Raw genomic sequence first — 12,706 nt, forward strand, 5'->3', positions numbered from 1 at the left:
TGCGCATACGAATACAATTATGCCATTGATGCCACAGTCATTCTCACGTCAGAGTGTACCTTTCGACGAGGGTAAGGTGAAGTGCATCGGGTCGCGGCGAACGGCCTGACGCAGCGCACGTGCGAACGCCTTGAATATACCTTCAATCTTGTGATGCTCGTTGGTGCCCTCGGCGCGCACAAAGAGATTCATCCCGGCAGCGTCGCTAAGCGACTTGAAAAAATGGAAAAACATCTCGGTAGGCATATCGCCGATTTTCTCGCGATGAAATTCCGTATCCCACACAATCCACGGACGACCGCCAAAATCAAGCGCGACAGTACATAGCGAATCGTCCATCGGCAGCACAAATCCGTAGCGCTCGATACCCATCTTGTCGCCAAGCGCCTCGCGCAGGGTATGCCCGAGCACAATTGCAGTGTCTTCGATGGTATGGTGCTCGTCGACATGGAGATCTCCGTCGGCATGCACCTTGAGGTCGAACGCGCCATGCTTGCCTATCTGCGCAAGCATATGGTCGAAAAATCCCAACCCGGTATGTATGTCCGTGTGTCCGCTCCCGTCGAGATTTACCTCTACGGAAATAGTTGTCTCCGAAGTGGCGCGCGACCAGCCGGCCCTGCGCACACCACCCTGAAGTATTGCGGCAATTGAATCCCATGAGCGTGTCACAGCCACTACAGTTGAATCAAGTCCCATGGATGCAATCTCATTATACAGCGCTTCGGTAGGCTCGGCCAGGAGGATGGCATTGGCACCGAGATTGCGTGCAAGCATTGCATCGGTAAGCCTGTCGCCGATTACATATGAGTCGGCGAGATTGTATCCTCCCGAAGTATACTCGCCAAGCAATGCAGTGCCGGGCTTGCGTGTCGGTGCGTTCTCCTCGGGAAAAGTGCGGTCGATGATAATATCATCAAACTTCACCCCCTCGCCGGCAAGAGCGCCAAGCATCTTGTTGTGGGCGGGCCAGAAAGTCTCCTCCGGGAAAGAGGGTGTGCCGAGGCCGTCCTGGTTTGTCACCATTACGAGCTTGTAAGGGAGGTGTCCCGCGATAAAGTGCATTGCACGTAGTGCACCGGGTACAAATTCCAGTTTTTCAAGGGAATCGACTTGATAATCCACCGGGGGCTCTACTATGAGAGTCCCGTCTCTGTCTATAAAAAGCGCACGCGGCAGTGTGTTCTCGTTGTTCATTGTATCTTATGTCAGGATGAATGGAAATATACAGAATGAAGGAAATATTATAGGATTGTTCAGCCATGAGGGAAAGCGGCCATGGCATCAATCAGCATGGCGTTTTCATCGGGTGTGCCGACGGTAATACGCAGACATCCCTCACATAGCACCACACGCGAGCGATTGCGCACGATTATGCCTTTGTCGCGCAACCATGCGTACAGGCCATCGGCATCGGTGGTGGCCACAAGCAGGAAGTTGGCATCAGAGGGGTATACCTCCTTAACAACAGAAAGCCGGAGAAGGGTCTCGGCAAGACGATTGCGCTCGCTGACAAGAGACCCGGCCACACGGGCCACCTCATCGGCGGCATCGAGCACTTTAAGGGCTTCGCGCTGTGTGAGGATATTTATATTATACGGATATTTGACATTGTTGAATATGCCAATGATATCGGAATGGGCATAGGCTACACCCAGACGCATTGCGGCAGCCGCCCACGCCTTTGAAAATGTCTGCATGACGATAAGCCTCGGCAGACGTCGCAGACGCGGCACCATCGACCCGATCGTCGAGAAGTCGACATAAGCCTCATCGACCACTGTTATCCCCTCAAAGCGCGAGGCTATACGCTCAAGCTGTTCAAGGGGATATGCGTTGCCTGTAGGATTGTTGGGCGAGCATATCCACAGCACCTTGGTATTTGCGTCGACAGCTGCAAAAAGAGCCTCCTCGTCAATCGAGAAGTCATCGTGCAAAAGCACGGGCCGGTATTCCACATCGTTGATGGCCGCACATACACTGTACATGCCATATGTCGGCTCTATAGCCACAACATTATCGACACCCGGACGGCAGAATGTGCGGTAGGTAATATCGATACACTCATCGCTCCCCACACCAAGAAATATATTGGCGACATCCACTCCGCGTATCCCGGCGAGACGGCATTTTACCTCCGTCTGCAATGGGTCAGGATAACGGTTGAGTCCTGAAATCATGCTGTTTTCATTGGCATCGAGCCATGCACGTGCCTCGCCTGAGTATTCGTTGCGTGCACAGGTATAAGGCTGCATGGCCAATATGTTGGGACGGACAAGCTGTTGGAGTGTCATGTATGGTTCTGTTATGTTATTGAAGTATCTGGTTCCCGGCCGAAGTACGCACTTTTGCAGCGAGTGCATGCGCGTCAAGGCTCTCGGCCTCGGCCATGGCGACTACGACAGGTGCAAGGGTGGCGATACCATCTGCGGTCAGCTTCTGAAAAGTGATTTTCTTCATGAAGCTATCAATATTCACGCCACTGTAGGCGCGCGCGTAACCGGATGTCGGAAGCGTGTGATTAGTGCCCGACGCATAGTCACCGGCACTCTCGGGCGACCATGGACCGATAAATACCGAACCGGCATTGCGCACATTTCCGCATAGACGGTCGGCGTCGCGATGATTGAGAATCAGATGCTCCGGAGCATACTGATTGCTGAACTCCATCATCTCGTCATCGTCGTGCATAAGAATGAGACGGCTGTGGTCAAGCGAGTGCAACATCATGTCGCGCCGCGGCAGAGCGTCCAGCATCTCATCTATTACGCCGGGGAGGATGTCGAGCAACTTCTCTGATGTCGTAAGCAATATCGACTGGCTGTCGGGCCCGTGCTCGGCCTGCGACAGAAAGTCGGAGGCGACAAAAGTCGGATTGGCATTGCTGTCGGCGATGACAAGCACCTCCGAGGGCCCGGCCGGCATGTCGATAGCGCATCCGTGCAGAGTTGCCTGCTGCTTTGCTTCCATCACATAGCGGTTGCCGGGGCCGAAAATCTTGTCGACACGCGGAATACTTTCAGTGCCGAAAGTCATGGCGGCAATGGCCTGCGCGCCCCCCGTGCGGAATATACGCCCTACCCCGGCCACTTTGGCGGCATAGAGTATGGCGAGATGTATATTACCATCCGATCCGGCAGGTGTACACAATTCTATATAGGGACAGCCGGCTATGACGGCCGGAACCGCAAGCATCAGAACTGTGGAAAACAACGGCGAGTTGCCACCCGGTATATATAGCCCGACACGCTCTATTGCCACAGGCCGCTGCATGCATATTACCCCCGGCTGAGTCTCGACCGTCACCGGCGAGGGTATCTCGGCACGATGGAAATCGGCGATATTCTGTGCGGCACTCTCTATAGCATGTCGAAGAGCGGGCGACAGCAATGAGGACGCACGCTCAATCTCTTCGTCGCTTACAGCGAAATCAGACAAAGAAGAGCCTGTGAACCGCAATTCATACTCACGTAGCGCCTCATCGCCACGCGAAGCCACATCGTCCATAATGGAACGGACAGTCGCAGCTACCTGCGACGCCTGTGATGCCATGGCCCTTGCGGTGAGCCGGGACCATTCGTGCCGGTCGGGATAACGCAGTATTTCCATATCTCAGAGTATCATTTTCTCTATGTCGAGCGCAAGTATTCCCTCGGCTCCAGCCGATTTCAGTCGGCTTACAATCTGCCAGAACATCTTCTCGTCAAGCACCGAGTGGACAGAACACCAGTCGGCATTGGCCAAAGGCAACACAGTAGGACTCTTCATGCCGGGCAAGATAGCAAGCACCTCGTCGAGTTTCTGTCGGGGCACATTCATAAGTATGTATTTACGGCCTTCGGCAGCTTTTACTGCCTCAAATCGGAACAGCAACTCGTCAAGAATCGCGGCCTTGTCGTCTGACAATGTAACGCCCGCGCCCTTTATCAGCACAGCCTGCGACTCAACTACGGAGTGTACTTCCTCAAGATTGTTGCTGACAAGAGTTGAACCGGAAGAAACGATATCGAAAATAGCGTCGGCCAGACCGATACCGGGAGCAATCTCCACAGAGCCGCTAATGACATGAATATCCGCGCGTATACCGTTTTCGTTTAGGAATTTGCGCAGTATTACAGGATATGATGTAGCAATCCTGCGTCCGTTGAACCATTGGAGTCCATTATACTCAATATGCTGTGGTATCGCGAGCGAAAGGCGGCAACGACTGAAACCAAGCTCCTTGACCACGTCGACAGCACTCCCCTTTTCGAGCACTTCATTGAGCCCGACAATGCCGAGATCGGCAGTCCCGTCAGCTACAGTGCCGGGGATATCATCATCACGCAGAAACAGAAATTCAACAGGGAAATTTCGAGAGGGCACAAGCAACGTGCGCTTGACAGCTGTCAGTTTGATTCCGGCTTCGGCAAACAGCGCCATTGTCTCATCATACAGGCGACCTTTTGACTGCACGGCTATACGTAATCTCTTTTCCATATAAATAGTATAGAATAAATAGTGTCGATTTTTATTATATAATGGTCGTACAACCCGACAATCGCGGGCAGTCTATAACCTTGATGCAAATTTAATAATTAAATTGATATAAGCCCGTATCGATATCAATTTATTTAGGCTAAACGCCTAATACTGTAGATATATGAAAGGAACTATACGCGACGAGCGCACCTGTATAATAACCAGAAGCACGATAGCGAGAATCACCGCCTGCCATATCGGCCTAAGAGCAATATAGTGGTCGCGGAGAGTATCCGACCAGCGGCGCGGTGCAAAATGCATCAGATAGCCGGCAAGCATCAGGAGCATTACAGCAAGGTATCCCTCGATGAGCTGTGGAGCCACCGACACATGGAAATTTGTGAATATCTGTCCGACCATCTGCCCGACATGCTCCATTGAGCGCGCACGGAAGAACATGAATCCGACAGCCATCAGATTGAATGTAAGGAATATATTGGCCACACGCCGCCACCACTGGTCGCGTCTTACACCGGGAGGAGCGGGAAACGCCTTGCGCAGGGCTTTGTGTACGACCAGAAGGATACCGTTCCAGGCGCCCCAGATGATATACATCCACGATGCTCCGTGCCACAGACCTCCGAGCAGCATCGTATTGAACTGGTTGGCATAAGAGCGCTTTACGGAGCAACGGCTGCCTCCCATAGGAATATACAGATAATCGCGCAGCCATGTCGACAGAGATATATGCCACCGACGCCACCATTCCGTGGGACTCTGCGACTTAAACGGAGCATTGAAATTGTCCTTAAATGAGAATCCCAGCAACAGGGCCAGTCCGATAGCCATATCCGAATAACCCGAGAAATCGCAATACAACTGTAGAGTGAACCCATATAAAGCAAGCAGATTCTCCAGACCGGTATACAAGGCTGGATTGTCAAACACACGGTCGACAAAATTGCCGCTGATATAATCGGCGACAATGACTTTTTTTATCAGGCCGCATATGATAAGAAACAGACCGGCCCCGACCATGGCGCGTGTGGCCACCGGACGACGCTTAATCTGCGGTAACATGTCGGCTGCTCTCACAACCGGCCCGGCCAGCAACGGAGGAAAGAATGTGAGGAAAAATATATAGTCGAGCAGATTGGTAGCGGGACGCAATGTGCCGCGGTATATATCCACGATATAGCTTATCGAGCGGAAAGTAAAAAATGATATGCCGGCAGGGAGAATTATGTCGAGGGCATCAAAATCAGTGCCACCTATCGAAGCGAATGTGGAGAATATAAGATTGAGATACTTGAAATAAACCAGCATGCCTATATTGACTATCACATTAACGGCCACTATGCAACGACGCAAAATGCGGTTGCGCACATTGCCAAGAATGATTCCGAGCAGATAGTCGGACAGGCATACGCCAAGCAGTATGAAACAGCACTCGGCGCTTGATTTATAATAGAAATACAGCGAGAAGAGTATGATACATACCATTCTTGCTCCCGACCATCGGCTGAGCAGCCGGTAGAGGAAGAAAAACGCCACTGCCAGCAGAAGGAACAGACCGGTATTGAATAGCAGAGGATTGACCGGATCAAAGAGCATTACCGCACGCAGTCGCTCGGTATCTATCCACGACGATATTACTTCCCATATATGATGAAGCGGTGTGACAATCTCAAGCTGTGACATTGTTTTCGTGTAGGAGATTTATCTGTAAACTTTTTTATAAGCTCTACTCAGCCGAAAATGCTTTTCTCAGGGCCTCGTAAAGCAACTCGCCCTGCACACTGTAGCCTTTTGCGGAATTATGGATGCGGTCGCGGGCCATCATGCCGTCGGAAATCCATTTTGCCGACGCGCCTGCGCCTCCGGCCACTTCATAGAAATCATATGTAGGTATGCCGTGGTCACGACCGTAACGCAATATTACCTCGCGCATTGCTGATACACGCGGATTAACGGAGTAAGAGCGCACACGCCTGCGGCGTCCTTTCCTTCTCACCATAGTAGAGCGCTGACATTCCATCGGCGTAGTGAGTAGAATCTGCGCCCCGGGACATTCCATCTGAAGATTCCTTACCATCACTCCGATGGAGCTGTACATCTCATCGGCTGTCATACGGCAGAATGCCTCGTTGGCGCCAAGACTTACCACAATGAGAGATGGCTCCAGAAGAGCGACACCGGAGCCGAAGCCATCTATGCCATTATAGCTCGTATAGGCCGCTCCGTTATTACCGATAACATGGTAAAGCAAACCGCCCGGTATCTCACGTTCGAGCGACATACCGTATACAGCCTCCTCAGCAGGGAGCTCGATATCCAGACCAATAATAGACACCGGCTTGGGAAGAGTCACAACCGACATGAGTGAATCGCCATTCACCGCATCGGCCACGAACGGTACCGAGGGTTCTATTTCCGGTTGTGCACTGTGGAAGAGCACTATTCGGTCAAATAATTGCGGAGTATCGTTACGCGACAGTGTGGACACCTCTATCACACCTTTTCCCGACATTGGCGTGGCGGATACTCCGGTAAATCCCATACGGGTAGCCCATGGACGCTTCATAAGTTTTGACGACACCCACACCCCGTCAATACCCTTAAGGGCATAATCTCTCGGCTCATTTGTACCGGCCATCTTCAATGGAGTCACAAGTCCGCGTCCGGCATCGCCATATACCGACTGCAACCGGCGGCGCACAACCGAGGTCGCCATGTCAGCCTGCAGATGAGAATCGCCTATATGCACAATACTGACACGCGAGGAATCGGCATGGGCAAGCCTGTGACGCAACACACTCCAGTCGGCGCCATTCATACGTATGGTGTCGGCGTCTCTTTTTATAAAAGACGGTATCTCGATTTTTTCCTCGTCGTCGACTGTCTGCCTGTAATCGACTTCAGGATTGATGCGGATGTCCGCATCATCGTCGGATGTCTCCGACGAGAGCTGCTGTGCGCCCCCCGGCAAATATCCGGCCGAGACTGCTACAGCCACACATAATATATATTTAAGGATTGAGTGCATTTTTAAGTGATTTTACAAATTCAGTTGCAAGTACCGCACCACCATGGTGATTGAGGTGGATATAGTCCTTGTTGGCACGCGGCGGTGATGCTCCTGCCCACGACACAATGGCACCGTCGCCTCCCATGGCCTCTCTGGTATCCCAAAACAGAATGCCGGTTGCGCGCGCCACCTGGCGCTGTGCATCCACCATATGTACAGCCGACGGCATAGAGCGGACTTCCGCGCCCTGTTTTTGTCCGCGGTCGCCGATACCCATAAGCATTATCACGGCATTGGGATAACAATTACGGATATGCTCTACGACCTTGGCCATGAGTTTTCCATAGGAAGTATAATCGGTCTGGCCAGCTGACATGGCGTTGATGCCGAATTCAAGCACAATAAAGTCGTAGCCCAGGCCGGCATCGGTGAGCGCTCGGCACACTTCGGGAGAAATATCGCGAAGCGTAACTCCTGAGAAGCCGCGCGACGACATACAATCGACTGCAACGCCGCAATACGAGTCAAGCCATACACCGAGAGCGGTGACATCACTTCCTGCAGGCACACTGACTTCGAACGACCGTACTGAAGCACTGTCGACACTGAGAGTGCGGACACCTTCAGACGCATCCATCGTATGTGTATCCCAAGCACCGCCGTTTGCGCGCAACCTTACGGTGCCCCCTGCTGGGGCCCAGAATGCTATCGTAGAACGTGACCATGCCGATGCATGCGCCACCTTCTTAACACCTGAATAACTTGCGGAAGCTGCCTCTCCGGCTTTTACCACAGAATACTGCTCGCTAAGCCAAGCATACCGGCGCATAAATCCCTTGCGCCCTGCTACGCGTACATTCCACCCGCTACCGCTCTGGCGCACAGAGCGACGGAAGCCGGGAAATTCGCTATACATGTTGACATACCCCACTCCGGCGCCGCCATAGATATCCTGAAGCTGCGAACGTACATCCTGAGTAAATATGTCACCCTCTATATAGGAATCACCGACGAAGGCAACCCGCACACAGCGCTCACGACTTTGCGAAAAAGCATTGCGTAGGCGCGATATTCCTGTTCCGCCGGGGGTGTAATCTTCGATTGCGACATAGCCGTCGCGTCGCGGATCAATAGGCTGAGGCATAACAGTTGGTGCGGGAGAATTTTCCTGTACTTCTACCGAGGCCGTATCGGCGGGTAAAACCGAATCAATATACTCATCGTCGCGGATGGTCAGGGTATATGCATCAGCTGACGCGGCTTTCTCCTCGGCCTCAAGTTCGCGCTGCATGGCTGTAAGCGCACTGTCGACTGGAGCCTCATCCTCAATGATGTCGGTGCCGGCGGCACGATGCTGCTCTGACAAGATATCGTCGATTAACGAAAAATCGCGCAGAACGCCACCCGACAGTCTCCCTAAAGGCAACAGGGAGACAAGAAACACGATAGCGAGAGATACGAGCAGTATATATGACGCTCGACCAGGATCATGAGGGAGTTTCATAGACCGGATTCGGATATGCAGATGATGGATTTATGGTATGAGCCGATATGCACCGGCGCAGGACAGCACTTTTGGCCTCGGTCTCAAGCCATTCGTCGGATGGTTGCGACAATGAAGTGATGCCGCCTCCGGCATACAGGCAATATCCTCCTTTGTGATTGAAATTCATACTGCGCAAATTGACAAACGCACGAATGCCTGACGGAGAATTGACACCGACATATCCCCCATACAGACTGCGGTGACCCTCAAGTAAGGAAATCATATCAATGGCCTCGGCGCGAGGAGAGCCGGAAAGAGCCGGCGTAGGGCTCAATGCGTTAAGCAATGGGATAATTGGCCCGGAATAGTGTGCGGTAATGCGATGGCACAGATGGCGTATGGAGCCGAACCGCACATCTTCGGCTCCGGATACAGCCGCCTCTATTCCTAACGAGGCGAAAACATCAAGTATGAAACGTGTCACATAGTCATGCTCCTCTATATTTTTCTCATCCCACTCCGAAGTATTGTCGCGTAAAGTGCCGGCGAGAGCCATTGTGGTAAGGAGCGAACTGCCGGCGTCGCGGCGAATCAAGAGTTCGGGACTGGCACCAAGCCAGCACCCGGCATCAGGGGTGGCAAACATGAACCTGAATGTGTCGGGGAAAGCGGAAAAATAGTCGAAAGCCATCGAGGGCCAGTCGACAACAGCCTCCGGATCGGATATGCGACGCGCATACACAGTCTTGCCGCCGGATTGTGCCATATGGTGCGCTGCAATAGCGGATACATGCTCCTTGTACAAGCCAAACTCTGTAGAAACCGGGAATCGAATGTCTCCGACAGAGTCTACGGACATAGAATCGGTATTGTCGCAAGGAATGATAATGCGCGGAGCCTCACCTTTGTTGATAAACGGAGCATAAAAAAAGCCGAAATCATGCTCATCATCGTTAAGAGTGCCAACAGTGGCAGCTTCAAAGAAACAGTAAGGCTCATCGATTCCGGGAAATGCGTACAGAGCCATCGGAACACGGCGGCGCAATGCGTTGCCTACCGATTCTTTAAGAGGGTGTTTCATAACAAAAGTTATTTTCGGGTTCGCAGATTTGAGATGCATTTTGCCTTGCGGATTCTGTAGCATAGCGGGCTATGCGACTGTATCAAAAGGCGAAACACATCCAAAGATGCGAAACTAAAGGGCTGATGTCACGAGAGGTTATAATCATGTAATTCAATTGATAATTTAACCGTGGTATGCATTCTGAGACAAAAAACGCCCTCTAATAGAATCAGACATTGGGGGTTGCTATCAATTCGAAAGGAAGAGCCTCGTTTACAGTAACATCGACAAATTCACCGGGATGAAGGGTACACGTTTTTTTGACAAGTACCTCCGGGTCGACCTCGGGCGAATCCCACTCCGTGCGGCCTATATAGTAGTCGGCATCCTCCCTGTCGATGACAACGCGAAGTGTGCGTCCGACCTTGGAGGCATTGCTCCGGTAGGCAATCTCTTCCTGTATGGCCATAAGCCTCGACAGACGCTCTTCCTTGACTTCGGGTGGTATAGAATCGGAGAAATTACGGGCAGCATATGTGTCATCCTCCTCGCAGTAGGCGAATGCACCCATGCGTTCAAAGCGCTGCTCTCTGACAAAATCAAGCAGTTCCTCGAATTCGGCTTCACCCTCTCCCGGGAAACCCACCATAAGAGTGGTGCGTATATGTATGCCCGGCACACGGCGGCGCAACTCGTCGAGAAGCTCACGTGTGGCCTTGCCATCGATATGTCGTCGCATATTGGCAAGCACATTGTCGCTGATATGCTGCAAGGCTATATCAAGATAGCTGCATACATTCTTACGGCGCGCCATCACATCGGCTATCTCCATAGGGAACTGTGCGGGATATGCGTAATGAAGCCTTATCCACTCCACTCCGGGGATATCGGCCATGCGGTCGATTAGTTCGGGAAGAGCCATACGCCCCTCGGGAAAATCGGTTCCGTAGCTCGAAAGGTCCTGGGCTATTACGTTGAATTCCTTGACCCCGCGGGCCACAAGGTCGCTGACCTCGCTGAGTATCTCGTCGACAGGGCGCGACTTGAACCGCCCTGTAATCAATGGAATAGCGCAGAACGCACAGAAGCGGTTGCAGCCCTCGGCTATCTTTATGTAGGCATGGTGAGAGGGCGTGGTGATAAGACGGTCGTAGCTCGACACCGCAGGACACTCGCCGTTGAGACGCGTAATCACTCCGGCCCAGTCAAATTTACCGAACCATTCGTCAACCTCGGGAATCTCGGCCCTCAACTCGTCGCGGTAACGTTCCGACAGGCAGCCCATAACGAATAGTCGCCGAAGCCGGCCCTCGGTCTTTGCCTGTACATATTCAAGAATGGTATTGACCGATTCTTCTTTGGCATCGCCGATAAAACCGCAAGTGTTGATTACCACAACAGGCGCCGGGCTACTCCCTTCAGGCGGGTCGTGGCGTGGTGTGAATCCGTTGCGGCGCAACATCGCCAGCAGTCGCTCGGAATCGACAAGATTCTTGGAGCAACCGAGCGTCACTACATCAATTCTTTTTTTTGCAGATGTCATTTCTTACACCGTGGTGAAATGGACTTTCTCATTAATGGATACACGCGGTATGTCATCCGGCATTGCCGAAGAGCGACTCTACAAATTCTTTCTTATGGAAAACCTGCAGGTCGTCAATGCCCTCTCCAAGGCCTATATATTTTACCGGGATGCGGAACTGGTCGCTTATGCCGATTACAACGCCGCCCTTGGCTGTACCATCGAGCTTGGTTATGGCCAGTTCGTTGACCGAAGTAGCGGCCACAAACTGGCGAGCCTGCTCGAAAGCATTCTGTCCGGTAGAGCCATCAAGCACAAGGAGCACCTCGTGGGGTGCGTCGGGCACTACTTTCTGCATCACATTGCGTATCTTGGTAAGCTCGTCCATGAGCCCTTTTTTGTTATGCAGACGGCCGGCGGTGTCGATTATTACGACATTGGCTCCGGTAGCCTTGGCACTTTGCAGGGTGTCGTAGGCCACGGATGCAGGGTCGCTGCCAAGTTTCTGCTTGATTACGGGCACTCCGGCACGCTCACCCCATACGTCAAGTTGCTCGATGGCGGCGGCACGGAATGTATCGGCGGCACCAAGCACCACCTTATTGCCGGCTTTCTTGAACTGTGAGGCGAGTTTTCCTATAGTAGTGGTCTTGCCCACACCGTTTACGCCTACTACCATTATCACATGAGGCTGGTGGTCGGCAGGGACAGTAAAGTCGGGCAACGACGATTCGTTGTTGTTTTCTGCAAGAAGATCGGTGATTTCCTCACAAAGCAGCGAATTGAGCTCCGAAGAGTTGACATATTTGTCGCGGGCTACACGTTTCTCGATACGCTCGATAATCTTAAGCGTGGTCTCCACGCCTACATCAGAGGTTATGAACACCTCTTCGAGATTGTCGAGAATCTCGTCGTCGATTTTTGATTTGCCGGCTATGGCACGTGCCAACTTTGAGAACACCCCCTGCTTGGTGCGTTCAAGCCCTTTGTCGAGAGTCTCCTTTTTCTCTTTTGAGAAGAAATTGAAAAAGCCCATCTATATCTTGTATAAATTATTTATGCAAAGTTAATGCTTTCCGCATTCATAGGCAATAAAATGCCCGTACATATTAACAGCCCCGGAGGCTATTGCCTTCGGGGCTGTCA

The 12,706-nt window shown here is 52.2% G+C and carries 10 protein-coding genes; all 10 read right to left on the reverse strand.

Annotation, left to right across the window (positions count from 1 at the left end; translation table 11 throughout):
- Positions 1-48 precede the first annotated feature (48 nt).
- The 10 genes from hisB to ftsY all read right to left on the reverse strand — a co-directional run bounded on the left by hisB (position 49) and on the right by ftsY (position 12,596).
- Positions 49-1,179, reverse strand: a complete 1,131-nt coding sequence (hisB, locus tag ADH68_RS00665; protein ID WP_232321522.1) for a bifunctional histidinol-phosphatase/imidazoleglycerol-phosphate dehydratase HisB — start codon at positions 1,177-1,179, stop codon at positions 49-51.
- A gap of 77 nt (positions 1,180-1,256) precedes the next feature.
- Positions 1,257-2,294 carry a histidinol-phosphate transaminase gene (hisC, locus tag ADH68_RS00670; protein ID WP_068960230.1) on the reverse strand — a complete coding sequence of 346 codons (1,038 nt, stop codon included), beginning with the start codon at positions 2,292-2,294 and terminating at the stop codon, positions 1,257-1,259.
- A 16-nt stretch (positions 2,295-2,310) separates the two neighbouring features.
- A complete protein-coding gene (gene hisD, locus ADH68_RS00675; RefSeq protein ID WP_068960229.1) occupies positions 2,311-3,609 on the reverse strand; it encodes a histidinol dehydrogenase in 1,299 nt (432 codons plus the stop codon).
- Between the two features lie 3 nt (positions 3,610-3,612).
- A complete protein-coding gene (hisG, locus tag ADH68_RS00680) occupies positions 3,613-4,479 on the reverse strand; it encodes an ATP phosphoribosyltransferase (RefSeq protein WP_068960228.1) in 867 nt (288 codons plus the stop codon).
- Positions 4,480-4,626: 147 nt separating this feature from the next.
- Positions 4,627-6,162: an MBOAT family O-acyltransferase gene (locus ADH68_RS00685; protein ID WP_068960227.1), complete on the reverse strand. Its 1,536-nt coding sequence runs from the start codon at positions 6,160-6,162 to the stop codon at positions 4,627-4,629.
- Positions 6,163-6,205: 43 nt separating this feature from the next.
- Positions 6,206-7,507: a GDSL-type esterase/lipase family protein gene (locus tag ADH68_RS00690; protein ID WP_068960226.1), complete on the reverse strand. Its 1,302-nt coding sequence runs from the start codon at positions 7,505-7,507 to the stop codon at positions 6,206-6,208.
- On the reverse strand, positions 7,491-8,993 hold the full coding sequence (locus tag ADH68_RS00695) for a GDSL-type esterase/lipase family protein (protein ID WP_068960225.1): 1,503 nt from the start codon (positions 8,991-8,993) through the stop codon (positions 7,491-7,493). Before ADH68_RS00695 ends, ADH68_RS00690 begins: the two co-directional genes overlap by 17 nt.
- Positions 8,977-10,056, reverse strand: a complete 1,080-nt coding sequence (locus ADH68_RS00700) for a chorismate-binding protein (protein WP_068960224.1) — start codon at positions 10,054-10,056, stop codon at positions 8,977-8,979. The genes ADH68_RS00695 and ADH68_RS00700 overlap by 17 nt, the downstream gene beginning before the upstream one ends.
- Positions 10,057-10,267: 211 nt before the next feature.
- Complete coding sequence (gene rimO, locus ADH68_RS00705) at positions 10,268-11,581, reverse strand: 30S ribosomal protein S12 methylthiotransferase RimO (RefSeq protein WP_068960223.1); 1,314 nt, start codon at positions 11,579-11,581, stop codon at positions 10,268-10,270.
- Between the two features lie 52 nt (positions 11,582-11,633).
- On the reverse strand, positions 11,634-12,596 hold the full coding sequence (ftsY, locus tag ADH68_RS00710; RefSeq protein WP_068960222.1) for a signal recognition particle-docking protein FtsY: 963 nt from the start codon (positions 12,594-12,596) through the stop codon (positions 11,634-11,636).
- Between the last annotated feature and the right edge of the window lie 110 nt (positions 12,597-12,706).

This window comes from Muribaculum intestinale, from assembly GCF_002201515.1.
Taxonomy (GTDB): domain Bacteria; phylum Bacteroidota; class Bacteroidia; order Bacteroidales; family Muribaculaceae; genus Muribaculum; species Muribaculum intestinale.

Bases quoted from the DNA above. Each gene is read 5' to 3' on its own strand.
- ADH68_RS00695 (WP_068960225.1), bottom strand. From the start codon at position 8,993: ATGAAACTCCCTCATGATCCTGGTCGAGCGTCATATATACTGCTCGTA.
- rimO (WP_068960223.1), bottom strand. From the start codon at position 11,581: ATGACATCTGCAAAAAAAAGAATTGATGTAGTGACGCTCGGTTGCTCC.
- ADH68_RS00685 (WP_068960227.1), bottom strand. From the start codon at position 6,162: ATGTCACAGCTTGAGATTGTCACACCGCTTCATCATATATGGGAAGTA.
- hisG (WP_068960228.1), bottom strand. From the start codon at position 4,479: ATGGAAAAGAGATTACGTATAGCCGTGCAGTCAAAAGGTCGCCTGTAT.
- hisC (WP_068960230.1), bottom strand. From the start codon at position 2,294: ATGACACTCCAACAGCTTGTCCGTCCCAACATATTGGCCATGCAGCCT.
- ADH68_RS00690 (WP_068960226.1), bottom strand. From the start codon at position 7,507: ATGCACTCAATCCTTAAATATATATTATGTGTGGCTGTAGCAGTCTCG.
- ftsY (WP_068960222.1), bottom strand. From the start codon at position 12,596: ATGGGCTTTTTCAATTTCTTCTCAAAAGAGAAAAAGGAGACTCTCGAC.
- hisD (WP_068960229.1), bottom strand. From the start codon at position 3,609: ATGGAAATACTGCGTTATCCCGACCGGCACGAATGGTCCCGGCTCACC.
- ADH68_RS00700 (WP_068960224.1), bottom strand. From the start codon at position 10,056: ATGAAACACCCTCTTAAAGAATCGGTAGGCAACGCATTGCGCCGCCGT.